This is a genomic window from Geodermatophilus sp. SYSU D01186, from assembly GCF_054050215.1.
Window position 1 is genome coordinate 1 of sequence record NZ_JBJGYW010000041.1, and the last position, 21813, is coordinate 21813.

Annotated in this window: 25 protein-coding genes; 16 read left to right on the forward strand and 9 right to left on the reverse strand. The window is 76.8% G+C overall.

Features of this window, described 5'->3' with window-relative positions; translation table 11 throughout:
• Nucleotides 1–132: integrase core domain-containing protein (locus ACI784_RS22250; protein WP_456925838.1), on the forward strand; the 132-nt coding region annotated here is incomplete at its 5' end.
• Nucleotides 133–183: 51 nt separating this feature from the next.
• Here ACI784_RS22250 and ACI784_RS22255 read toward each other — a convergent pair.
• The 3 genes from ACI784_RS22255 to ACI784_RS22265 all read right to left on the reverse strand — a co-directional run bounded on the left by ACI784_RS22255 (nt 184) and on the right by ACI784_RS22265 (nt 2512).
• A complete protein-coding gene (locus ACI784_RS22255; RefSeq protein WP_456925363.1) occupies nt 184–654 on the reverse strand; it encodes a DUF1707 SHOCT-like domain-containing protein in 471 nt (156 codons plus the stop codon).
• Nucleotides 655–744: 90 nt separating this feature from the next.
• Nucleotides 745–1224: a pyridoxamine 5'-phosphate oxidase family protein gene (locus ACI784_RS22260; RefSeq protein ID WP_456925362.1), complete on the reverse strand. Its 480-nt coding sequence runs from the start codon at nt 1222–1224 to the stop codon at nt 745–747.
• Between the two features lie 124 nt (nt 1225–1348).
• Complete coding sequence (locus ACI784_RS22265) at nt 1349–2512, reverse strand: acyl-CoA dehydrogenase family protein (RefSeq protein WP_457014951.1); 1164 nt, start codon at nt 2510–2512, stop codon at nt 1349–1351.
• Between the two features lie 85 nt (nt 2513–2597).
• Between ACI784_RS22265 and ACI784_RS22270 the strand changes: the two genes are divergently transcribed.
• From ACI784_RS22270 to ACI784_RS22300, 7 genes are read left to right on the forward strand one after another with little or no spacing between them, the layout of a single operon-like run.
• Nucleotides 2598–3191, forward strand: a complete 594-nt coding sequence (locus ACI784_RS22270) for a TetR/AcrR family transcriptional regulator (RefSeq protein ID WP_457014952.1) — start codon at nt 2598–2600, stop codon at nt 3189–3191.
• An 11-nt stretch (nt 3192–3202) separates the two neighbouring features.
• Complete coding sequence (locus tag ACI784_RS22275) at nt 3203–3661, forward strand: GNAT family N-acetyltransferase (protein WP_457014953.1); 459 nt, start codon at nt 3203–3205, stop codon at nt 3659–3661.
• A 55-nt stretch (nt 3662–3716) separates the two neighbouring features.
• Nucleotides 3717–4628, forward strand: coding sequence for an aldose 1-epimerase family protein (locus tag ACI784_RS22280; RefSeq protein WP_456925358.1), 912 nt, complete (start codon nt 3717–3719; stop codon nt 4626–4628).
• A gap of 1 nt (nt 4629) precedes the next feature.
• Nucleotides 4630–5343: an MOSC domain-containing protein gene (locus ACI784_RS22285; protein WP_457014954.1), complete on the forward strand. Its 714-nt coding sequence runs from the start codon at nt 4630–4632 to the stop codon at nt 5341–5343.
• A complete protein-coding gene (locus ACI784_RS22290; protein ID WP_456925356.1) occupies nt 5340–5564 on the forward strand; it encodes an RNA-binding S4 domain-containing protein in 225 nt (74 codons plus the stop codon). The genes ACI784_RS22285 and ACI784_RS22290 overlap by 4 nt, the downstream gene beginning before the upstream one ends.
• Before the next feature lie 24 nt (nt 5565–5588).
• On the forward strand, nt 5589–6779 hold the full coding sequence (locus tag ACI784_RS22295) for a pyridoxal phosphate-dependent aminotransferase (RefSeq protein ID WP_457014955.1): 1191 nt from the start codon (nt 5589–5591) through the stop codon (nt 6777–6779).
• Nucleotides 6776–7561, forward strand: a complete 786-nt coding sequence (locus ACI784_RS22300) for a carbon-nitrogen family hydrolase (RefSeq protein WP_457014956.1) — start codon at nt 6776–6778, stop codon at nt 7559–7561. The genes ACI784_RS22295 and ACI784_RS22300 overlap by 4 nt, the downstream gene beginning before the upstream one ends.
• Before the next feature lie 44 nt (nt 7562–7605).
• Here the strand turns inward: ACI784_RS22300 and ACI784_RS22305 are convergent, their stop codons facing one another.
• Nucleotides 7606–8613, reverse strand: a complete 1008-nt coding sequence (locus ACI784_RS22305; protein ID WP_457014957.1) for a PRC and DUF2382 domain-containing protein — start codon at nt 8611–8613, stop codon at nt 7606–7608.
• 151 nt (nt 8614–8764) lie between these two features.
• Between ACI784_RS22305 and ACI784_RS22310 the strand changes: the two genes are divergently transcribed.
• Both ACI784_RS22310 and ACI784_RS22315 read left to right on the forward strand, forming a co-directional pair.
• Nucleotides 8765–10435: a CYTH and CHAD domain-containing protein gene (locus ACI784_RS22310; protein ID WP_457014958.1), complete on the forward strand. Its 1671-nt coding sequence runs from the start codon at nt 8765–8767 to the stop codon at nt 10433–10435.
• Nucleotides 10436–10524: 89 nt separating this feature from the next.
• Nucleotides 10525–11763: a metallophosphoesterase gene (locus tag ACI784_RS22315; RefSeq protein ID WP_457014960.1), complete on the forward strand. Its 1239-nt coding sequence runs from the start codon at nt 10525–10527 to the stop codon at nt 11761–11763.
• A gap of 1 nt (nt 11764) precedes the next feature.
• On the opposite strand, the gene ACI784_RS22320 is transcribed toward ACI784_RS22315, so the two are convergent.
• On the reverse strand, nt 11765–12334 hold the full coding sequence (locus ACI784_RS22320; RefSeq protein ID WP_456925350.1) for a TetR/AcrR family transcriptional regulator: 570 nt from the start codon (nt 12332–12334) through the stop codon (nt 11765–11767).
• A gap of 89 nt (nt 12335–12423) precedes the next feature.
• Here ACI784_RS22320 and ACI784_RS22325 point away from each other — a divergent pair, with 89 nt between their 5' ends.
• Both ACI784_RS22325 and ACI784_RS22330 read left to right on the forward strand, forming a co-directional pair.
• Nucleotides 12424–12690: a DUF167 domain-containing protein gene (locus ACI784_RS22325; protein WP_457014961.1), complete on the forward strand. Its 267-nt coding sequence runs from the start codon at nt 12424–12426 to the stop codon at nt 12688–12690.
• 50 nt (nt 12691–12740) lie between these two features.
• Nucleotides 12741–13481: a GntR family transcriptional regulator gene (locus tag ACI784_RS22330; RefSeq protein WP_457014962.1), complete on the forward strand. Its 741-nt coding sequence runs from the start codon at nt 12741–12743 to the stop codon at nt 13479–13481.
• A gap of 9 nt (nt 13482–13490) precedes the next feature.
• Here ACI784_RS22330 and ACI784_RS22335 read toward each other — a convergent pair whose 3' ends face one another.
• A complete protein-coding gene (locus ACI784_RS22335; RefSeq protein WP_456925347.1) occupies nt 13491–14618 on the reverse strand; it encodes a hypothetical protein in 1128 nt (375 codons plus the stop codon).
• Nucleotides 14619–14814: 196 nt separating this feature from the next.
• On the opposite strand from ACI784_RS22335, the gene ACI784_RS22340 reads away from it, so the two are divergent.
• From ACI784_RS22340 to ACI784_RS22350, 3 genes are all read left to right on the forward strand, one after another.
• Nucleotides 14815–15270 (forward strand): MarR family winged helix-turn-helix transcriptional regulator, encoded by a 456-nt coding sequence (locus tag ACI784_RS22340; RefSeq protein WP_456925346.1) that lies wholly within the window; start codon nt 14815–14817, stop codon nt 15268–15270.
• Nucleotides 15271–15329: 59 nt separating this feature from the next.
• Nucleotides 15330–15806, forward strand: a complete 477-nt coding sequence (locus ACI784_RS22345; RefSeq protein WP_456925345.1) for an SRPBCC family protein — start codon at nt 15330–15332, stop codon at nt 15804–15806.
• Between the two features lie 112 nt (nt 15807–15918).
• Nucleotides 15919–16194 carry a GlsB/YeaQ/YmgE family stress response membrane protein gene (locus tag ACI784_RS22350; protein ID WP_456925344.1) on the forward strand — a complete coding sequence of 92 codons (276 nt, stop codon included), beginning with the start codon at nt 15919–15921 and terminating at the stop codon, nt 16192–16194.
• A 27-nt stretch (nt 16195–16221) separates the two neighbouring features.
• Here the strand turns inward: ACI784_RS22350 and ACI784_RS22355 are convergent, their stop codons facing one another.
• Nucleotides 16222–16860, reverse strand: coding sequence for an MBL fold metallo-hydrolase (locus tag ACI784_RS22355; protein ID WP_457014963.1), 639 nt, complete (start codon nt 16858–16860; stop codon nt 16222–16224).
• A gap of 120 nt (nt 16861–16980) precedes the next feature.
• Between ACI784_RS22355 and ACI784_RS22360 the strand changes: the two genes are divergently transcribed.
• Nucleotides 16981–17205, forward strand: coding sequence for a hypothetical protein (locus tag ACI784_RS22360; protein ID WP_456925342.1), 225 nt, complete (start codon nt 16981–16983; stop codon nt 17203–17205).
• Between the two features lie 59 nt (nt 17206–17264).
• Here the strand turns inward: ACI784_RS22360 and ACI784_RS22365 are convergent, their stop codons facing one another.
• Both ACI784_RS22365 and ACI784_RS22370 read right to left on the reverse strand, forming a co-directional pair.
• Nucleotides 17265–19907: a LuxR C-terminal-related transcriptional regulator gene (locus ACI784_RS22365; RefSeq protein ID WP_457014964.1), complete on the reverse strand. Its 2643-nt coding sequence runs from the start codon at nt 19905–19907 to the stop codon at nt 17265–17267.
• Nucleotides 19904–21808 carry an Hsp70 family protein gene (locus ACI784_RS22370; RefSeq protein ID WP_457014965.1) on the reverse strand — a complete coding sequence of 635 codons (1905 nt, stop codon included), beginning with the start codon at nt 21806–21808 and terminating at the stop codon, nt 19904–19906. Before ACI784_RS22370 ends, ACI784_RS22365 begins: the two co-directional genes overlap by 4 nt.
• Nucleotides 21809–21813 lie beyond the last annotated feature (5 nt).

The following is a 21813-nucleotide window of genomic DNA, read 5'->3' on the forward strand; positions in this document are numbered from 1 at the left end:
TCAGCCGAGCGAGCCGCAGCCTTGCCCGACTGGCTGCACACCTACAACCATCACCGCAGCCACACCGCACTCGGCGGACAACCCCCGATCACCCGGGTCGCCGTCAGCAACCGTGCTGGGCACTACACCTAGCCGCCGGCGACGACCACCGGCCGGTCGGGCCGCGGCCCTGGCGGGCGGTGCTCAGGTGAGGCGGCGGCGGTCGTCCCCGTCGTCCCGGCGGTTGCTGGTGATCGTCTGCGCGAGCAGGACCGCACCCCACGGGCCGATGACCCAGATCGGCCACGGGTAGAGCAGCTCGCCGGAGCCGATCGAGGTGGCCAGCCAGACGGTGAGCACGATGACGGCGGTCGCCAGCCAGTTGCGCCAGGCCGCGGCCTTCGACGGCCCGCCGGACCAGCCGCCCCACGAGCCGGCGTGGCTGATGCCGTGCCCGCCGCGGGCGGCCGCGGCCGGCTCGGTGCGGCGCGCGACCGGCGCCGGCAGGTCGGCCGTGAGCTCGGCCAGCTCGCCGTAGGTGCGGGCGGCGTACGCGCGGGCCAGCCGGTCGTCGTACTCGTCCACCCGGAGCCGGCCGGCGGCCATGTGCTCGCCCAGCTGGGCGGCGACAGCCGCGCGGTCGGCGTCGGCGGCACGCAGGTTCGGGTCGGGCATCAGGGGCCTTCCTGTTCTCGGGGCTCCAGTCTCGTCCGCGGCCCCACGCCGGGTCCACTGACGTCCGTCACCCGTTCCACGTGGAACGCGTCAGGTCCGCTCGGTGCGGGTGAGCCCGCGGCCGGGCCGCCACGAGGAGATGACCAGCGCCGTCTTCTCGTCGTTGAGTGCGGTGAGCACCACCTGCTCGAGGTCGACGCGGAACAGGTCGAAGGCGCCCAGGCCGTCGGGCACCCCGGCCGCGGCGGCGTACCGGTCCCACTCGCCGGCGTCGGTCACCTCGGTCGCCCGGCCGGACAGCTTCGCGTCGGCGGTGAAGGTGTCCGGCTCGTCGCTGCCGCTGTGCAGGGCGAAGCGCGGGTCGCGGCGCAGGTCGGCGAACTTCACCGACTGCGGCATGCCGGCCAGCCACGGCTCGCCCAGGACGAATTGCATCTCGATGCCGCTCACCCGCGGCGCGCCGTCGGACCGCAGCGTGGCGAGGACCTTGTGCCGGTGCGCGTCGAAGACCGCGCGCACCCGTGCGGCGAACTCCGGTTCGGCTGCTTCCACGTCCGCGAACGAGGCCATGCGCGGGATGGTGCACCCGGTCACCGACGATCGGGGCGCCGCGGACGCGAGATCGCCGATCTCGCACGGTAGGAGGGGGCCGGCCGTACGAGATCGCCGATCTCGCCGGGGAGGGGTGCGCGCGTCAGCCGGCCGGCGGCGCCGCCTCCGCGGCCAGGTGCCGGCCGATGACCATGCGCTGGATCTGGTTGGTGCCCTCGAAGATCTGCATGACCTTCGCCTCGCGCATGTAGCGCTCCACGGGGAAGTCGCGGGTGTACCCGGCACCCCCGAGCACCTGCACGGCGTCGGTGGTGACCTTCATGGCCGCGTCGGTGGCGACCAGCTTGGCGATGCTGGCCTGGCGGGCGTAGGGCTTGCCGGCGTCCTTCCGCCGGGCCGCGACCAGGTAGGTGGCGCGGGCCGACTCGACGGCGGCGGCCATGTCGGCCAGGAGGAACGCCACGCCCTGGTGGTCGACGATCCGCCGGCCGAAGGCCTCGCGCTCGAGGGCGTAGCCGACGGCGACGTCGAGGGCGGACTGGGCCAGCCCGACCGCCACCGCGCTGACGCCCAGGCGACCGGAGTCGAGCGCGGCGAGGGCGATGCCCAGGCCCCGCCCGCGCTCACCGACCAGCCGGTCGGCCGGGATCGGGACGTCGTCCAACCGGATCGCGGCCGTCGTCGACCCGGTCAGGCCCATCTTCTCCTCGGGCCGGGCGGCGGAGAACCCGGCGAGGTCGGGGGTGAGGTGGAAGCAGGAGATGCCGCGGTCCCCGTCGTCCGGCGTCCGGAGGAAGGTCGAGTAGAAGTCCGCGTGCCCGCCGTGGGTGACCCAGGCCTTCTCCCCGCGGGCCACCCACCCGTCCTCGGTGGTGGTGGCGGCGGCCCGCATGGCGCCGGGGTCGGACCCGGCGTGCGCCTCGGACAGGCAGTAGGCGCCGAGCAGCTCCCCGCCGACCATCTCCGGCAGCAGGTCGCGGCGCTGGGTCTCGGTGCCGAAGCGGTCGATCGGGAAGCAGGAGAGGGTGTGCACGCTGACGCCGAGGGCGACGCTGGCCCAGCGTGCGGCGAGTTCCTCCACCACCTGGAGGTAGACCTCGTAGGGCTGCCCGCCGCCGCCGACGTCCTCCCCGAACGGCAGTCCGAGCAGGCCGGCGTCGCCGAGCAGCCGGAACACCCGGCGCGGGAACCGCTCCTCGCGCTCGTACCGCGCCGCCTCGGGCGCCAGCTCGGCGTCGGCGATCTCGCGGGTGAGGGCGAGGAGGTCGGCGGCCTCCTCGGTGGGCAGTTCACGCTCGACCGGCACGGCGTCTCCTCGTCAGAACAGTACTGAGGTTGGTACGACAGTACTGTTTCCCGTCCAGGTGGATGCTGGCTGGCCGGGAGGTGTCATGGCGGCGGAGACCGCGGGCGCGCCGTCCGGCCGGCTGACCCGCCGGCAGGCCGAGCTGCTCGACCAGCTCGAGGAGCTGTTCCTCGCGGAGGGCTTCGCGGGGTTCACCCTCGAGGACCTCGCGCTCCGGCTGCACTGCTCCAAGAGCACCCTCTACGCGCTGGCCGGGAGCAAGGAGCAGCTGGCCTCCCGGGTGATCCGGCACTTCTTCCGCAAGGCCACGGCCGCGGTCGAGGCCGGGACGGCGACCGAGGAGGACCCCGCCCTGCGGGTCACCGCCTACCTCACCGCCGTGGCCCGCGCCCTGGCCCCGGCCGGCCCCGCCTTCTACCGCGACCTGGACGGCTTCGCCCCCGGCCGGGCGGTCTGCGAGCAGAACACCGCGCGGGCGGCGGAGCGGGTGCGGGAGCTGATCGCCGAGGGCGTCGCCCGGGGCCGGTTCCGCGAGGTGCACCCGGCGCTGGTCGCCGACACCGTCTCCACCCTGGTCTTCCGCATCGGCCGCGGCGACACCGCCCGCGCGACCGGGCTGGACGACGCCGCGGCCTACCGGGAGCTGGCCGCCCTGCTGCTGCACGGCATCAGCCTGTGAGGATCACGGGTGTGCGGATCGGGGCGGCGGCGTGGGACGACGAGGACGTGCAGCGGCTGGCCGCCGCCCAGCAGGGCGAGCTCCGGGCGCGGTACGACGGCGCCGGTGAGCCCGGGACGCCGCCGTCCGCCGCCGACGTCAGCGTGGTGCTGCTCGCCCGGGACGCCGACGGCGCGCCCGTGGCCTGCGGGGCGCTGCGCGCGCTGGGGGACGGCGTCGCCGAGGTGAAGCGGATGTACGTCGTCCCCGCCGCGCGCGGGCGGGGGCTGTCCAAGGCGGTGCTCGCCGGGCTGGAGGCCGAGGCGCGGGAGCGGGGCTGGACGACGCTGCGGCTGGAGACCGGGCCCCGCCAGCCGGAGGCGGTCGCGCTGTACGAGGGGGCCGGCTACCGGCCGATCGCGGCGTTCGGCGCCTACGTGGACGCCGTCGACGCGGCCGGCTCACTGTTCTACGAGCGCGTCCTGGTCTGACCCTGGCCGGGGTCGCGCGTCCTCGCTCGGGGTGCGGATGTGGTGGGGTGGCCCCATGAGTCAGACGTGGCCGGCGATCGCCCCGGCCGAGGTGGAGGTCGAGGCGGGCGCCGCGCGGCTGGTGGTCGACCTGCGCGGCGGGGGGCTGCGCGCGCTGACCGTCGGCGGCCGCGAGGTCCTCGACGGCTACCCGGCCGGCACGGTGCCCTCCGGACGGCGGGGCGGGCTGCTGCTGCCCTGGCCGAACCGGCTGCGCGAGGGCCGCTGGAACTGGGCCGGGCGGGAGCTGCAGCTCGACGTCTCGGCGCGGGAGAAGCCGAACGCCGTACACGGGCTGCTGTCGTGGCAGCCGTTCGCGGTGCTGTCCCGCCTCCCCGACGCCGTCACCGTGGGCACCGTGCTGGAGCCGCGGCCGGGCTACCCGTTCCGGCTCGCCGTCGCCGTCGACTACTCGGTGCGGGCCGACGGCCTGACGGTCACGGTCCGGGCGCACAACGCCTCCGCCGAGCCGGCGCCCCTCGGCGTCGGCATGCACCCCTACCTCGCGGTCGGCGCCACCGAGGACGGCGGGATCGCCGACGCGGACCTCACCGTGCCGGCCCGGACGGCGCTGGTCACCGACGACGGCCTGCCCACCGGCGGGCGGACGGCCTTCGAGGGGGCGGTGGGCCGGATCGGCGACCGTGCGATCGACACCCCGCTCACCGACCTGGAGCGGGACGCCGACGGCTGGGCGCGGGTCCGGCTGACCGGGCCGGCCGGCACGCTGGAGCTCGCCGTCGACCGCTCCTGGCCGTGGCTGCAGGTCTACACCGGCGACACGCTGCCCGAGGGGCAGCGGCGGCGCAGCGTCGCCGTGGAGCCGATGACGTGCCCGCCCAACGCCCTGGCCGACGGCGTCGACCTCGTCGTCCTGGAGCCGGGCGCGGACTGGGCCGGCACCTGGACCCTGCGCTGGGAGGCCTGACGTGCGCGTCGCGGAGCTGTGGCGGTACCCGGTGAAGTCGCTGCAGGGGGAGCGGCTGGCCGGCGCCGACGTCGGCCCGGAGGGGCTGGCCGGCGACCGGCAGTGGGCGCTGTTCGACGTCGACAGCGGCCTCGGGCTGACCGCGCGCCGGGTTCCCGACCTGCTGTTCGCCGCGGCCCGGGTGCGTCCCGACGGGCGGGTGGAGGTGGTGCTGCCCGACGGCACGGTCACCGCCGAGGACGCCGTCCTGTCGAGGTGGCTGGGCCGCGCGGTGACGCTGCGGGCCGCGGCGGACGCGTCCGGCGACCGGCAGTACGAGAACCCGTTCGAGGTCGTGGACGACGACGAGGACGGCTGGGACGCCTTCACCGGCGCCCGCGGGGCCTTCCACGACAGCTCCCGGGCCCGCGTCTCGCTGGTGTCCACCGGCACGCTCGGCACCTGGGACCGGCGGCGGTTCCGCGCGAACGTCCTGCTGGACGGCGCGGGCGAGGACGCGCTGGTCGGCCGGCGGGTGCGGCTCGGCGGGGCCGAGCTGGACGTCGTCGACCGGATCCCGCGCTGCGTGATGGTCACCCGGCCGCAGCCGGGCGGGATCGGCCGGGACACCGGCGTGCTCAAGACCGTGCACCGCGAGCGCGGCGGCACGCTGGCGATCGGGGCGCTGGTGGCGCGGCCGGGGGCCGTGGCCGTGGGCGACGAGCTGCGACCATGAGGTCCGTGCGCACCGTGGAACTGCGTCCGGGCGAGGAGTCGATCCGCCTGGGGCAGCTGCTCAAGCTGGTGGACGCCGTCCCGACCGGCGCCCAGGTGAAGGACGTCCTGCTCACCGGCGTGGTGCGCGTCAACGGGGAGCCCGAGGAGCGCCGCGGCCGCCAGGTCCGCCGCGGTGACGTGGTGCAGGTCGAGGGCATGGAGGACGTGCGCATCGGCTGAGTTCCACGTGGAACGCTGTGCCGCATGACGCGCGTGCCGTACCTGTCGGCCCGGCTGCAGGGCTTCGGGACGACGGTCTTCGCCGAGATGAGTGCGCTCGCCGTCGCCACGGGTGCGATCAACCTGGGGCAGGGCTTCCCCGACTACCCGGGCCCGCCGGAGGTGCTCGACGTCGCCCGGGCCGCCATCGGCACTCCGCACGACCAGTACCCGCCCGGGCCGGGCATCCCCGAGCTGCGGGCGGCGATCGCCGACCACGTGGAGCGCTTCGGCGGGCACGCCTACGACCCGGCCGACGAGGTGCTGGTGACGGCGGGGGCGACCGAGGCGCTGTCGGCCGCCCTGCTGGCCCTGCTGGAGCCCGGCGACGAGGTCGTGCTGTTCGAGCCGATGTACGACTGCTACGCCGCGGGGATCGCGATGGCCGGGGGCGTGGCGCGGCCGGTGCCGCTGCGGCCCCCGGCGTCCGGCACCGGGGCCTGGACCTTCGACGCCGCCGAGCTGCGCGCCGCGGTCACCCCGCGGGCGCGGCTGCTGCTGCTCAACACCCCGCACAACCCGACCGGCAAGGTCTTCACCCGCGCGGAGCTCGGCACGCTGGCGGCGCTGGCGATGGAACACGAACTGCTGGTGCTCACCGACGAGGTCTACGAGCACCTGGTGTTCTCCGGCAACCAGCACGCCTCGCTGGCGACCTTCCCCGGCATGCGCGAGCGCACCCTCGTGGTCAGCAGTGCCGGCAAGACGTTCAACGTCACCGGCTGGAAGGTCGGCTGGATCTGCGCGCCGGCGCCGCTGGTGTCCGCCGTCCGGACCGCCAAGCAGTTCCTCACCTACGTCAACGCCGGTCCGTTCCAGCCGGCGGTCGCGGCCGGGCTGGGACTTCCCGACGAGTACTTCGACGGCATCGCCACCGACCTCGAGTACCGCCGCGACGTGCTGGTGCAGGGCCTGGCCGAGGCCGGGCTGCCGGTGGTCAGCCCGGAGGCGACGTACTTCGCGACGGTCGACGTCCGGCCGGTGCAGCCCGACGGGGACGGCGTGGCCTTCTGCCGGGCGCTCCCGGAGCGGGCGGGTGTCGTCGCCATCCCGACCGTGGTCTTCTACGACCCGGCGCACGCGCACCTGGGCCGCCACCTCGTGCGCTTCGCCTTCTGCAAGGGCGACGCCGTGCTCGGCGAGGCGGTGGAGCGGCTGGGGAGGATGAGGGCGTGAGGATCGCAGCGGTACAGCACGACATCGTCTGGGAGGACCGGACGGCGAACTTCGCGCGGCTGGCCCCGCAGGTGGCCCGCGCGGTCGGCGCGGGCGCGGAGTTCGTTCTGCTCAGCGAGACGTTCTCGACCGGCTTCACCATGACGCCGGGCATCGGCGAGCCGGAGGGGGGCCCGTCGTCGCAGTGGCTCGCCGAGCAGGCCGGGCGGCACGGGGTGTGGGTGGCCGGCAGCTGCCCGGAGGTCGCGCCGGACGTGGGCGGTGTGGGCGGGGGAGCCGCGGCGCTGCCCTACAACTCGCTGGTGATCGCCGGGCCCGACGGCACGGTGCACCGCTACCGCAAGCTGCACCCGTTCACCCACGGGGGCGAGCACGAGCGCTTCCGTGCCGGCGAGAAGCCGCTGACGGTGGAGATCGGCGGCCTGCGGGTAACCCCGTTCATCTGCTACGACCTGCGCTTCGCCGACGTCTTCTGGACCGCCGCCCTGGACACCGACGTCTACCTGGTGACGGCGAACTGGCCGGCCCGCCGCCGGCACCACTGGCAGACCCTGCTGCGGGCGCGGGCGATCGAGAACCAGGCCTACGTGGTGGGCTGCAACCGGGTGGGCGTCGCCGGCGACGGCACCGAGCACGCCGGCGACAGCATGGTGGTCAGCCCGATGGGGGAGCTGCTGGCCACGGCCGCCGGGGCCGAGACGGTCGTGCTGGCCGACGTCGACCCCGCCGAGGTGGCCGCCACCCGCGAGCAGCTCCGCTTCCTCCCCGACCGCCGCTCCTGAGCGGAGGCTGGGGTGCAGGGGACCTGCGCCCCAGCCTCCGGTGCTCAGCGGATGCGGTCCTCGTCGAGGACGATCTGCTCGCGCTGCACCTGCTCGGTGACCTGCTCCTGGCCGGTCACGACGTCGGTGCGCAGCCGCACCCGCTCGACGGGCACCACCTCGACCGAGACGACGGGCCGCTCGGCGTGCAGCACGATCTCGTCGGGCAGCCCCGGGGAGCCGTCGGTCGCCGCCGCCGTGGGGGCCGCCCGGTCAGCGTCCGGTGACAGGGACTCCCCGGGCACCGGGTCGGGGGAGTCGACGGGCACGTGCTCCACCCGGATCTCCTCGCGCCGGATCGGCACGGTGATCGTCACCTGCTCGGTGACGACGTACTTCACCAGGCGGGCGCGGGTGGTGGCGACCCGCTCGGTGCCGACCCGCAGCTGCTCCTCGGTGCGGGTCATCGTGCCGCCGGCGTCGTGCGCGGGGGGAGGAGCGGGAACGGCGCCGGCGGCGGCCGGAGCGGCTGCGGCGCCGGCTCCGGTGCCCGGGGTGCCCCCGGCGGGCGCCGCGGCGGGGGGCTGCACCGCCTCGGCCCGCACGGTCCGTTCGTCGCGCGCGGCTCCGGCGGCGGCGCCGGCGTCCCGTGCGGCCAAGCCGTCCCGGCCGCCGGCGTCCCACCCCGCGTCCCGACCGTCCGTCGCGTCGGTCGCCGCCCGGTCGGTCGCCGTCGTGTCGCCGGCCGTGGTCCGCCCCTCGGCGGCGCTCCCCGCGTAGTGCCGGCGCAGCAGTGCCTCGGCGTCCGGGTCGAGGTGCTCGTCGGAGACCTGGGGAGCGCTGCGGACGGCGTCCCGCGTGACCGGCAGCTGCAGGGCCCCGTCGGTGAACGTGGCCTCCTCGGCCGGGACGACGGAGTGCCGGGTGCCGAACAGACCGGTCGAGACGGCAACCCAGGTGGGCGCACCGGTCCGGTCGTCGGTGAAGAAGTGCTCGACGGTGCCGATCTTCTGCCCGTCGGGACCGTAGGCGGTGCTGCCGATGGCCGCGGACAGTTCTCGCTCGCTCAACATGGGCCGGCTCCCCTCGTCAGGAGGCCCGGCACTGGGCGCTCCCCGCGGGTCAGCGTGCCCAGCCAGGGCGCCCGGTGAACATCGGACGGCGGGGCGGCGCAGGACGCCGGACGCCGTACTGACCAGGCACGACCTGGCATACCGTGACCAGGTGACCACCGAGCACCTGGAGATCGAGCGCAAGTTCGAGGCAGCGGAGTCCTTCGCCCTGCCCGACCTGACCGGTGTCGGTGACGTCGTCTCGGTGGGCGAGCCGGAGAGCCACGAGCTCGAGGCGACCTACTACGACACCGTCGACCTGCGCCTGCTCCGTTCCCGGGTGACGCTGCGCCGCCGCACCGGCGGCCCCGACGCCGGCTGGCACGTGAAGCTGCCCGCGGGGGCCGGCGCCCGCCGGGAGCTGCACCAGCCGCTGGGCCGTGCCTCCCGCACGGTGCCCAAGGCGGTCCTGGCGCCGGTCCTCGGCCAGCTCGGGACGGCGACCCCCGCTCCGGTGGCCACCCTGCGCACCCGCCGCGTCGTGCACCACCTGCTCGACGGCGAGGGCCGGGTGCTGGCCGAGGTGGCCGACGACGTCGTCCTCGGCACCGCGCTGGCCACCGACCCCGGCGAGGCGGCGACCGTCACCAGCTGGCGGGAGGTGGAGGTCGAGCTCGTCGACGGGGACGCGGCCCTGCTCGACGCCGTCACCGACCGGCTCGTCGCCGCCGGTGCACGGGTGTCGGCGCTGCCCTCGAAGGTCGGCCGGGTGCTCGACGGCCGCCTGCCCGCCGCCGCACCCGCACCTGCCCCCGCCGCGCCCGCCCCGACCGACGAGCCGGCCGCCGAGGGATCCCCGGAGGGCGGCAAGGCGAAGAAGTCGAAGAAGGCCGGCAAGGCGAAGACGGGGAAGTCGCGGAAGTCCGCGGAGGCGGTGGCGGCGGCCGCGTCCGGGAAGGCCCCCGAGGCCGGCGACGTCGTCCTCGCCGCGGTCGCCGCCCAGCTGGCCGCGCTGCGGGAGGCGGACCTGGCCGTCCGCACCGATCAGGAGGAGGGCGTCCACGACTTCCGGGTGGCCTGCCGCCGGCTGCGCAGCATCCTGGCAGCGTTCCGCCCCGTGCTGGACCGCGTGCGCACCGACCCGCTGCGCGAGGAGCTGCGGTGGGTGGGCGAGCAGCTGTCCGCCGCGCGCGACGGCGAGGTGGCGCTGGCCCACCTGCGCGCGCTGGTCGCCGACCAGCCGGTCGAGCTGGTGCTGGGCCCGGTCGCCGCCCGCCTCCAGCAGACGGTCGTCTCCGAGCACGAGGCCGGCTCCCAGAAGGTCACCCGGGCCCTGTCCGACCGCCGCTACCTGCGGCTGCTCGACGCGCTGGAGGAGCTGCAGCTCGACCGGCCGCTGACCCCGGCGGCGTCCGACCCCGCGGCGCGGGTGGCGGCCGACGCGGTGCGGCGCACCGGCAAGCGGCTGCGGCGGACGGTGGCGGCGGCGCAGGAGCTCGAGGGCTCGGAGCGGGAGCACGCCCTGCACGCCGTCCGCAAGGCCGCCAAGCGGCTGCGCTACACCGCGGAGGTCGCCGCGGGGGTGGTGGGGACGCCGGCGGAGGACCTCGTCACCAGCCTGAAGGAGGTGCAGGAGGCGCTCGGCGCCGTGCAGGACACCGTCGTCACCCGCGCGTACTGCCGCCGCCTCGGGCTGGCCGCCTTCGCGGCAGGGGAGAACGCCTGGACCCTCGGCCGGCTGCACGGTCTGGAGGAGGCCCGCGCGGCCCGCGCCGCGGACCGGTTCTGGGCGATCGAGCCGTCGCTGGCGGGGGCGGTCCGCGCGGCATCCAAGGCCGGCTGACGGTTCCCCGCAGGATGGGGGTCCCACCCACCCACGGATGAGCGAGGTCCGCACTGTCCATCCTCGGCCTGCTCGGCTTCGGCACGGTCGTGCTGCTGGCCCTGCTGATCCTGCACGGGTACCTGTGGTGGCGGCTGGTGCGCAGCACCACGCGGCCGGGCCGGCTCCGTCGCCTCCTCACGCTCGTCCTGCTGCTGCTCGGCGTCCTGCCCCTGCTCGCCGTCCTGCTCCGCGGGGACGACGCCGGCGCGGTGGTCGCCGACTGGGTCGGCTTCTCGTGGCTGGGCGTGGTGTTCTACACGTTCGTGACGCTGCTCGTGCTCGAGCCGGTGCGCCTGCTCCTGCGCCCGTGGGCGCGGAGCCGGCGGGCGGAGGTCGTCGAGGCGCCGGTGGCGGTGCTGCCGAGCGGCGCCGCCCCTGACCCGGACGGCACCGAGCAGGACGCCGCCGGGCCCGGCGTGGTCCGGGAGGAGCGCAGTGTCATCGACCCGTCGCGGCGACTGTTCATCGCCCGCGGGCTGGCGCTGACCGCGGGCGCGGTCGCCCTCGGCACCGCCGGCACCGGCGCCTACCTGGCCAACACGGCGCCCGTCGTCCGGCGGGTGCCGGTGACGCTGGCCGGGCTGGACGCGGCCCTCGACGGCCTGCGGATCGTCACCTTCTCCGACGGCCACCTCTCCACGACCTACGGCGGCCGCCGTTTCGAGCGGGTGGTGGAGATGGTCAACGCCCAGCGGCCGGACGTCGTGGCGATCGTCGGCGACCTCGTCGACGGCGAGGTGGAGGACCTGCGGGAGGACGTCGCCCCGCTGGCCGACCTGGTGAGCGACCAGGGCGTCTACTTCGTGACCGGTAACCACGAGTACTTCGTCGACACCTCCGCCTGGCTGCGGCACCTGCCCACGCTGGGCGTGCAGGTGCTGCGCAACGAGCGGGTCGCGATCGGCCACGGCGGCGCCTCTTTCGACCTGGCCGGCATCGACGACCGGACGGCGGACCGCTCGGGGCTGCCCGGCCACCGCGCCGACCTGGACGCCGCGCTCGACGGGCGGGACGACGGCACGCCGGTGGTCCTGCTCGCCCACCAGCCGGTCATGGTGGAGCAGGCCCGGGCCGCGGGGGTGGACCTGCAGCTGTCCGGGCACACCCACGGCGGCCAGCTGTGGCCCTTCGACGCCGCGATCCGCCTCGACCAGCCGGCCGTGCAGGGCCGGTCGCGGGTGGGTGACACCCAGCTCTACGTCACGCCGGGGGTGGGGTTCTGGGGCCCGCCCATGCGGATCGGCGCCCGGCCCGAGATCTCCGTGATCGAGCTGAAGGCGCCGTAGGTCAGAGCTCGCGGAGCGCGGCCAGCACCTGCTCGGCGACGTCCTCCAGCGGCACCTTGCCCTCGCCCTCGGCCCAGCGGACCAGGATCTGGGTGTAGGCCGACAGGCTGGCGGTGACCACGATGCCCGGGACGACGGAGCGGTCGCCGGGCTCGATGACGTCCAGCACCATCTCCGCGGTGGCCCGCTCGAACGTCGCCGCGCGGGTGCGCAGGCCCGGGGTGGTGACGACGATCCGCCAGCGCTCGAGCATCTCGTCGCGGTCCGGGCCCTGGATGCTGCTCAGCCAGCCGAGGATCCCCTGCCGGATCCGCTCGGCCAGCGGCAGCGCCTGGCCCTGGGCGGCGAGCACCTGCTCGATCTCGTGGGGAGCCGGCATCGGCAGGACGATGTGCTCCTTGCTGGGGAAGTGGTCGTAGAACGTGGGCACCGACACCTGCGCGGCCGTCGCGATGGCGCCGACCGTCACCGCGTCGTAGCCGTGTTCGGCGAACAACCGCATGGCCGTGGAGTAGATGCGCCGGTGGGTGGCCTGGCGGCGGCGGGCGCGAGGGTCCTGCGGCTCGGTCACAAGCGACCATCCTCCGGCCACCCGAGTGCGGGATGCGCACGTACCCCCGTGGTTTCGCTCTCAACCTCCGTGGCGGTGACACTGGGTGCGTGCGTGTGTCGATCCGGGTACGGCCCGCCGCCGGCCGGACGGCGGTCGGCGGCAGCCACGACGGCGCGCTCGTCGTCCGCGTGGCCGCCCGGCCGGTCGACGGCGCGGCCACCGAGGCGGCGCTGGCTGCGGTGGCCGCGGCGCTGGGCGTCCGCCGCCGGCAGGTGGGTCTGGTGAGCGGCGCCACCAGCCGCACCAAGGTGGTGGAGGTCGACGGTGCCGACCCCGCGCGGCTGGCCGCGCTGCTCGCACCCCCGTCCGACTGAGACAGACGTCTCAGACGACCAGACGTCTACTCGTCCAGTACCTTTGCGGCGTGACCAGCGCCGTGACGGGGCCGAAGTACCTCGCGGTCCGCGAGCACCTGCGCCGCCGGGTGTCCGCGCTCCCCGAGCACACCCTGCTGCCCCCGGAGCCGTTGCTCTGCGCCGAGTACGGGGTCAGCCGGATCACCCTGCGACGGGCCGTCGACGGGCTCGTGGCCGACGGGCACCTGGTGCGCGAGCAGGGGCGGGGCACCTACGTCACCCGCCCGCCGATCCGCCACGAGTACCGCGAGAGCTTCGTGCACCGGATCGCCGGGTTCAACTCCGTGATGACCGAGCAGGGCGCCCAGGTCGGCACGACCGTGCTCACCCAGCGGATCGTGCCCGTGCAGCCTCCGATCGCCACCGAGCTGGGCCTGGAGCCGGCGGCCGACGTGATCGAGCTGGTCCGGCTGCGCAGCGTCGACGGCACGCCCAACCACGTCGCGCACAGCTTCATGGCGGCCTCGGCCTACCCGCGAGCCGCCGAGGAGGACTTCAGCGAGGGGTCGCTCTACGACTTCCTGCGGCGGGAGTACTCCGCCGACCTCGCGCACGCCCGGATCGTGGTCGACGTCGGCACCGCGGCGCCCGACGAGGCCGAGGTGCTGGGCGTGATCGCCGGCTCGCCGCTGCTCGTCGTCCGGACGACGGTGCGGGACAGCGCCGGCCACCCGCAGGTGCACAGCTACTCGCGACTGCGGCCCGACGTCAGCCAGGTCGAGTTCGAGGTCTCCGTCGGCGGGCGCTGAGGTCGGGGGTCACGCCGACGGCTGCAGGTCGAGGACCATCCGCACGAAGGCGGCCCGCTCCCGGGCCCGCTCCACGACGGCGTCGGTCACCGGCTCCATGGTCAGCGTCAGCGGCATCGTCGTGCACGGGTAGCGCAGCAGTGCCGCGGTGAGCACGCCGGCCGCCAGGTCGGCCAGCGGGACCTCGACCCCCTCGTCGCCCAGGCCCTGGCAGTAGGCCGGGACGGCGCGGTCGAGCAGCGCGGGCACCTCGTCGGGCGGCCCGACCCCCGACTCCGCGCGCCCGAACACCAGCGGCAGCAGGTCGTACCCGGCGGGCGCCGGGCCGGTCATCCCCCAGTCGACGAGCACGAACTCGCCGGGCCGGGACCGCGGCCGCAGCAGGTTCATCGGCGTGGCGTCGCCGTGGGCCGGCAGCAGCGGCAGCGGCGCCAGCCGGGCGTGGACGTCGACCACCCGGCGGGCCAGCGCGCAGATCTCCGACCGCAGTGCCGCCACCTCCGGCAGCCGGAACAGCGGGTGCGCCCAGGTGGCGTCGTCCAGCAGCCAGGGGACCGCCCACGCGCCCAGCTGCTCGTCCCGGTAGCCGGTGAGGAAGTCACCGCCCGGGAGGGGGGCGGTGGCCGTGCCGACCCGGCGGGCGGCCAGCCGGCCCAGGGCGGTGGCGGCGCGGGTGGTGTCGGCCGCGGTCCACGGGGTGTCGAGCGGGTCGGCGTCCTCCAGCCACAGCGTGAGCCGGTCGCCGTCCTGCTCGTGGACCGCGACCACGTCGGGCAGGCGCAGGCCCGGCGGTACGAGCGTGGCCAGGTCGGAGGTCAGGACGTCGGCCTCCAGGCGCCAGGGGATGAAGGCGTCGAGGTGGGCGCGGGCGTCGTCGGGCATCTGCGGGGGCAGGCCGTACCGCGCCGCCTGCAGCTCCTTGGTGACCAGCCGCAGCTCGAGGCGCTCGCCGCCGTCGGACGCCGCCACCAGGACCCGGGTCAGCGCGCGGGTCGTGGGGGCGGAGATGCGGTGCGCGATCGGCGCGCAGGCGACCGCGTCGACGGCCAGCCCGGGGCGGCCGGTCCAGCGGCGCAGGGCGTCGCGCAGCGTGTCGACGGCGAGGCCGCCGGGCAGGCCGGTCACCGGGCCGGGCACGGGGTCGACGGGCGCGGGAACGACGGGCGCGGTGCCGGCGGGCGCTGTGCCGCCGGGTCCGGTGCCGGCGGGTGCCACGGGTGCCGCGGCCGCGGGAGGAGGAGGGACCAGCGGTACATGGCGGGGAGGGTCGTCATGGCGGACCTCGTGCGACGATGGTCAAGCACCTTGTCTGACGCGGAGATGGTGAAGCAGCTTGTCCACTGCTGTCAACGGCCGGCCGGAGCCGCTGGTCTTCACGCTGCTGGAGCAGGCCATGATGCGGCTGCGCGACCGGCTCTACGCGCTCAGCGCGGCGCGCTTCCCGGGGCTGCGGGCGCGGCACTACCGGTTGCTGTCGTTCCTGCCCGAGGAGGGGGAGCGGCTCAGCCGGCTGACCGAGGAGAGCGGGCTCACCAAGCAGGCGCTGGCCCAGGCGCTGGCGCCCCTGGAGGCCGGCGGCTACGTCGAGGTGGTGCCCGACCCCGCCGACCGGCGGGCCCGGCTGGTCCGCCTGAGCCCGCGGGGCCGTGAGGTCACCGCGGCCCTGCGGGCGACGCTGGCCGACGTCGAGAGCGGTTGGGCCGCCGAGGTGGGCGCCGACCGGTGGGCCGCGGCGCGCAGCGTCCTGACCGACCTCGCCGTCGGGGGGCGGCGCGCCGGCCCCGACTAACGTCGGGCCGACGACCGGGTGCCCTCCGGCCGTCGCCGACCCACGTCCCCGGAGGTCCCATGCCGCAGCCGGTCACCGCCAGCGGCACCCGCGAGGTGCCCTACGACCGGGGCCGGGTGTGGCGGGCGCTCGCCGTCCTCGCGCCCTACTGCGCCGTGTGCGACGTCTCCTACGTCGTGGACGGCTCCGGGTCCCCGGGCCGCGGGACGACGTTCGTCTGCGTGCCCGGCCGGCTGGCCGACGGCGCGCAGCCGCCACCCGGCGCGCCCCGGGGCGAGATCGTGGACTGGGAGCCGAAGCGCGCCGTGGGCACCCGGCTGGAGCTCACGCCCGAGACCTGGACCACCCGCATCGAGCTCGCCGACGCCGGGGCGGGCGCCACCCGCGTGACGATCACCGTCAGTCACGAGGCCAGGCGCGGCAACCGGCTCGCCCAGCGGCTGGTGCGGGGCAGTGTGCGGCAGATGGTGCAGCGCACCGTCGACGGCGAGCTGGACAAGCTACCCGCACACGTCGACCTGTTGTCCCGGGACTGAGCGAGGGCCACGATCGGGTGACCGGCAGGTGTGCCGCAGTGATCTTGGGGTACCCACCTCGCCGAATGGGCCTGCCGCCTGGAGCAGGCCCGCGAGCGCAAGGGAGAGCACCATGATCTGGGACATCCTCGGGCTCATCGTCGTCGGCCTGATCATCGGCGCGCTGGCGCGCCTCATCAAGCCCGGCAAGCAGCGCATGAGCATCCTGGCCACGATGCTGCTCGGTGTCGTGGGCGCGCTGATCGGTGGCTTCATCGCCAGCCTGATCGGCACCGGCGACATCTTCGAGCTGAACGTGCTGGGCTTCATCCTCGCCGTCGTGGCCGCGGTGATCCTCGTCGGTGTCGCCGAGGGCGTGTCCGGCGGCCGCAACCGCGCCGTCCGGTGAGCCCCGCCCCGGGGGCTCGGGCGACCGTCAGAGGTCGACCGAGTCCCCGGGGGCGAGCCGGCTGTAGGGGGTGGGCGTGCCCGGTCCCCGCTCACCGAGCATCCCGCCCACGACACCCAGACCGGTGTCGTTGAGCAGCCCGTCGTGCACGGCGAACGCCTGGTCGGCGTCCACCGCCCGCACGTAGTCGATGACCTCCGAGACCTTCGACCACGGCGCGTGGACCGGCAGCAGCAGGGTCGAGACCGGCTCCTCCGGCACCGTCAGCGCATCACCGGGGTGGAACACCTGGCCCCCGACGAGGAACCCGACGTTGGGGATCCGCGGGAGGTCGGGGTGGATCACCGCGTGCAGCTCCCCGTGCACGGTCACGTCGAAGCCGGCCACCGTCACCGCGTCCCCGTCGCCCACGACGTGCACGCGGGTGCCGAGGCCCTCGAGCTGACCGGCCACCGACCGGTTCGTCCAGACCTCCAGCCCGGGGTCGGCGTCCATCGCCGCCCGCAGGACGTCGGGGGCGAAGTGGTCGACGTGCTCGTGGGTCACCAGGACCGCACTGGCCCCGTCGAGGGCCGTCGGGTCGGTGAACGCCCCCGGGTCGATGACCAGCCGCCGGCCGTCCTCGCTGAGGACGACGCAGGCGTGGCCGTGCTTGGTCAGCTCCATGTCGCCACATCCTGCCCGGCGGGTGGCCGGGCGGCGATCGGGCGCTCCGTCTCACCCCTCGGGGGGACACGGCGACGCGGGGCCGTGTCCCGGGTCCGCCGGCTTGCCGACCTCCCGGGTATGAGCGCCCAGATCCTCGCCCCCACCGTCGTCGCCGCCCGCAGCCGGGCCCACGGCCCCACCGCCGCCCTCTGGCACGCGGTCGAGCTGCACCGCCCCACCGCCGAGCTGGACGGCGCGTGCGAGCTGACGCTGTGCGGGTCGCTGGCCCGCGTCGTGGTCGAGCAGCCCTGGCCCGCGACGGCCCGCGACGTCTGCCCGGCCTGCGTCGTCCTGTCCCGCTGACGAAGGCCTCTACGCCCCGCGCCTCGCAGGCGCGCCGCGGGACCCTGCTGGGGGCCGACCTACGCGCCGTCGTCGAGCTCGGCCCGGAGCCGGGCCAGCAGGTCCGACCGGTTGCTGGCCCCCAGCCGCTGCCGCATCCGTGACACGTGGTGCTCCACCGTCTTGGCCGAGATGTAGAGCCGGCCGCCGATCTCCCGGTAGGTCTGCCCCGCCACGACCAGCCGCGCCACCTCCCGCTCCCGCTCGCTGAGCACCCCTCCGGGCGCGGTCGGTGCCGGCGCCGGCACGGGGACGGGCTCGCCCGCCGCCCGCGGCGCGGGCACCGCGGGCGCGGCCTCGCACCCGGCGCTGTCGGCGAGTGACCGGGCGCAGCCCAGCAGCACCGAGCGGGCCTTCTGGTCCACCGTCCGGGCCGCGGCCTGGCCGGCCAGCCGGGAACCGTCCCAGCCCAGCCCGACCGCGGTGAGCTCCTCGGCCGCGGTCACCACGCTGCCGGCGTCGACGTCGCCGGTGAGCACCCGCATCCAGGACCGCCCCGCCCGGGCCAGGGTCGCCGCGTAGGGGCTGGTCCGCGCGGCGGCCACCAGCGCCGCCGCGTGCGGCCGCAGCCCGTCCGGGTCGTCGGTGAGGATCGCCGCCTGCGCGCCGCTCCAGTGCAGCGAGGTGGCCCACAGCTGCGGGTTGCCCAGCCGCGCCAGCAGGGCCTGCGCCTCCGCCAGGTGCGGCCGCAGCCGGTCGCCGTCCTGCAGCCGGGCGGCGGCCACCACCAGCTCGCCCAGCGGCAGCAGCGTGAACAGGTCCACCGGGTGGCGGACCACCGCCTCCCGCGCCCTCACCCAGGCCCGCACCAGCGCCGGCACGTCGCTGCTGCGCCGGGCCAGCCCCACCTCCAGGGCCTGCAGGAAGACGTCGTCGCGCGGCTCGAGCGCCGCCGGCCCCTCCCCGTCCCCACCCGACGGCGCCGCGTCCACGTGCGCCGAGGCCTGCCCCCCGCCCATCCGCGCCGGCTGCACGTGCGCCGAGGCCTGCGCGGCGGCCATGTACTCGCGGGCGCGGGTCATCCGGCCGGCCAGCATCGCGATCCACGCCAGCAGCAGCAGGTGCCGCGGCCGGCACGGCGCGCCGCCGAGGTCGGCGTCCACGGCCCGCTGCAGCACCGACTCGGCCACCCCCAGCTCCCCGCTGTGCAGGGCGACCAGCGCGGCCAGCGCCGCCGGGGTGTCGACCAGCAGCGCCGTGCGGCCCACCGGCTCCAGCAGAGCGGCCGCGCGGGTGAGCGTGGACAGCGCCGCGGCGATGTCGTCGGCGGCGTTCGCGCCGGTGCGCAGCGACTGCAGCACGCCCTGCGCGGTCAGCTCCTCGCTCACCGACAGCACGGTCGGCAGCCCCCCGGCCGCCCGCGCGCCGTCCAGGACGGCGGCCGCCTCCTCCGGCTCCCCGGTGGCGAGCAGGGCCAGCGCCGCCGAGCCCGCCCGCTCCGGCCCGGCCAGCCGGCACAGCGCGGCCGCGCGGGTCAGCAGCCCGCGCTGGGCGAGCACGGCCGCGGTCACGCCGGCGGCGCGGGCCCGGTCCGGCGCCGCCGGGTCGGCCAGCGCGGTGTCGGCCCACTGGAGGGCGCCGTCGAGGTCCCCGGCCAGCGCGGCCGCCTGCGCCCGCCGCGCGGCCAGCCCGGCCACCGGCGCGCCGGTGCGCGCGGCCGCCCCGAGCAGCTCGCCGGCCAGCGCCGGGTCGGCGGCCAGCGCCGCCTCCCCGTGCCGCTCCAGCAGGCGGGCGGCCTCCGGGTCGCGCACCCGTTCGGCGGCCAGCCGGCGGGCGAGGTCCAGGGGCTCCTCGCCGCGCTCGACCAGCAGCGCGAGGAGCTGCCGGCGGGTGCGGCGGGTGACGTCGGGCGGGGTCGCCTCCAGCAGCAGCTGGGCCACGAGCGGCACGACCGCGCCGCGGGGCAGCAGCAGGCCGCTGGCGCGGGCGGCGGTGACCAGCTCCGCCGCGTGGCCGGGCAGCACGTCGAGCAGTCCGCCCAGCACGTCGTCGTCCAGCGGGGCGCCGGCGGCGACGGCGTGCAGCAGCGCCCGGGTCTCCTCGCCGACGGTCGCCAGCTGGGCGCGGATCCGGTCGGCGACCTCCTCCGGGACGGCCGGACCCAGCAGCCGGCCGCTCGCGCCGCCGTGGCGGGCCAGCGCGCGCAGCAGCGGGTGCACCAGGGAGGGCAACCCGCCGGTCCGGGCGTGGACGGCGTCCACCAGGTCCGGGCCGGCGGCCTCGCCGAGCTGCTCGCGCGCCCACCCCCGCACCGTGGCGCGGTCGGCGTGGCCGAGGACGACGGTGCGACGGTCCCCGCCGAGCTCGGGGAGCAGGGCGGTGAGCGGTGCCGGGCGGGGCCACGGCCGGTGGGCCAGCGCGATGCGCGCGCCGGGCACGCCCACCAGCGCGACGAGCCCGGCCGCGGCCGGCCCGGACAGCCGGTGGGCGTCGTCGACGACGACGGCGAACTCCGCCGGCAGCACGGCGGCATCCGTGGGGACGCCGTCGAGCACCACGACCCCCGACCGCCGCCACTCGGTGGCGAGCTCGTTGAGCAGGTGCGTCTTCCCCGTGCCGCCGGGGCCCTGCACGGTCACCACGGCCGGGCTCGCCGCGGCGATCGCGTGCACGGGAGCGCTCGCGGCGGGCAGGGTGCCCGTCGCGCCGGTCTCGGCGGTCACAGCAGGTCCGTGCCGAGCTCGATGACGGGTTCGGGCGCCGGCTCGGGAGCCGGCGGCGGGGTCGGGTCCGGTGCGGGGGCCGTCGGCTCCGGCTGGGGGTCGGGCTCCGGCTCCGTCGTGGGCTCGGGCTCGGGGTCGGTCGTCGGCCCGGGGTCGGTGACGGGACCGGGGTCCGTGGTGGGTTCCGGCTCGGTCGTCGGCTCAGGCTCGGTGGTGGGGTCGGGCTCGGTCGTCGGCTCCGACGTCGGGCCGGGGGGCTGCGGCGTCGAGGTGCCGGGCGCCGCCGGGCCCGGGGCCACCGTGCCGGCCGGGGTCACCGGCCCCGCCGGACCGCCGGGGGCGCTGGGCCCGGGGCGGGACGGCGTGGGGGAGGGGGTGTCGGGGGTCCCCGCCGCGCTGCTCCGCGCCGCGGTGGTGATCGCCGCGGCCAGGCTGGTCCGGGGCCGGGTGCTGTCGAGGGTCCCGGCGGTGCCGCCGTCCGAGGCCCCGCCGCGGCTCCCGGGAGCGGCCGCCGTCGCGGGCTGGGCGGCCGTGTCGGTGGACGGGGGGCTGTCGACCTCAGCGGTGCCGGTGGCGATCACCTGCCCGCCGCTGTCGTCGTCCTCCGCGGCGGTCCGGGTGGGAGCGGGGTCGGAGCCCAGGACGCCGGCCAGCGCCGGGGGCACCACCAGCAGCCCGAGCAGGGCGCCGCCGACCACCGCGCCGCGCCGCACCCGCGAGCTCCGCTGTGGCCGCGTCGTCCCGCCGGGCCGGCGGGACGACGGGCCCTGCGCGGCCGGGGGACGGCGGTCCGCCACGGGAGCCGGGACGTCCTCCGAGGAGGCGACCGGCACGGCCGGGACGGCGGCCATCAGCTGCTCGGCGACGAGCGCGTCGGCAGCCAGGGCGGCGGCGCCGAGCGCCGCGGTGAGCGCCGGCTCCGGGGCGACCACCAGCGGCCGGCCCAGCTCACCGGAGAGCACCTCGGCGACCAGCGGCACCCGCACCGCGCCGCCGGCCAGGACCACGGCGTCGAGGTCGGCCGGCTGGAGGCCGGCAGCCGCCACCGCCTCCTCCACCGCGGTCACCGACTCCCGCACCGGGCCGGCGAGGACCTCGTCGAGCTCCTCCCGGGTGAGCCGGACCGGTCCGTCCGGACCGTCCACGGCCACGTCCACGGTGGTCCGCGCGGACAGCGCCTCCTTGGCCGCGGTGCAGGCCGCACGGAGCGCCGCCGCCCCGGCCGCCCCGGCCGGCGTCCCCCCGGAGCCGAGCACGTGCGCGACGACCGCGTCGTCCGCGTCGCGCCCGCCCCAGGCCCGGGGCTCCGGGGGCAGGCTCCGGTGCCCCAGGGGCTCGTCGGCCGTGGGGCCGACGACGGCGGTGTCCAGCGTGCTCGCGCCCAGGTCGTAGACGGCGACGGTCGGCTCGGGCGCCAGGTCGCCGGCCACCACGTGGTGGTGCACGGCGGCGACGGCGCTGGAGACGAGGGAGAAGCGCGGGACGCCGGCGGCCTCCAGGGCCCGGGCGAACACGGCGCGGCGGTGCCGGCCCCAGGACGGCGGGACGGCGACGACCGTCCACGCGTCCGGCCGGCCCTCCTGCCGGGCGGCGGCCTCGCGCACCCGCTGGACGGCCCCCGCGGCGAGCGCGGCCGCGGACACCGCCCGCTCACCGGCGTAGACCGGCTCCGGGGTGCCCACCCGGGCCATGACGTGGGGGACGGTGACCCCGTCGGGCACCGGCTCGAGCCCCACCTCGCCGTCCGGGCCGACCGCCACGTCGGCGGGCAGGGCGGTCCCCCGACCGCCGAGCGCCAGCGGCTGCGCCGTCACCTCCCCCGTCGCGTCCCCGGCGCACACCGCGGCCGAGATCGTCCCGTCGCCGATGTCGATGCCCAGCCCGTACTCGTCCTCGCGCACAGGTA

Bases quoted from the DNA above. Each gene is read 5' to 3' on its own strand.
- ACI784_RS22290 (WP_456925356.1), top strand. From the start codon at position 5,340: ATGAGGTCCGTGCGCACCGTGGAACTGCGTCCGGGCGAGGAGTCGATC.
- ACI784_RS22350 (WP_456925344.1), top strand. From the start codon at position 15,919: ATGATCTGGGACATCCTCGGGCTCATCGTCGTCGGCCTGATCATCGGC.
- ACI784_RS22345 (WP_456925345.1), top strand. From the start codon at position 15,330: ATGCCGCAGCCGGTCACCGCCAGCGGCACCCGCGAGGTGCCCTACGAC.
- ACI784_RS22270 (WP_457014952.1), top strand. From the start codon at position 2,598: ATGGCGGCGGAGACCGCGGGCGCGCCGTCCGGCCGGCTGACCCGCCGG.
- ACI784_RS22260 (WP_456925362.1), bottom strand. From the start codon at position 1,224: ATGGCCTCGTTCGCGGACGTGGAAGCAGCCGAACCGGAGTTCGCCGCA.
- ACI784_RS22305 (WP_457014957.1), bottom strand. From the start codon at position 8,613: ATGTTGAGCGAGCGAGAACTGTCCGCGGCCATCGGCAGCACCGCCTAC.
- ACI784_RS22360 (WP_456925342.1), top strand. From the start codon at position 16,981: ATGAGCGCCCAGATCCTCGCCCCCACCGTCGTCGCCGCCCGCAGCCGG.
- ACI784_RS22355 (WP_457014963.1), bottom strand. From the start codon at position 16,860: ATGGAGCTGACCAAGCACGGCCACGCCTGCGTCGTCCTCAGCGAGGAC.
- ACI784_RS22280 (WP_456925358.1), top strand. From the start codon at position 3,717: ATGAGTCAGACGTGGCCGGCGATCGCCCCGGCCGAGGTGGAGGTCGAG.
- ACI784_RS22255 (WP_456925363.1), bottom strand. From the start codon at position 654: ATGCCCGACCCGAACCTGCGTGCCGCCGACGCCGACCGCGCGGCTGTC.
- ACI784_RS22295 (WP_457014955.1), top strand. From the start codon at position 5,589: ATGACGCGCGTGCCGTACCTGTCGGCCCGGCTGCAGGGCTTCGGGACG.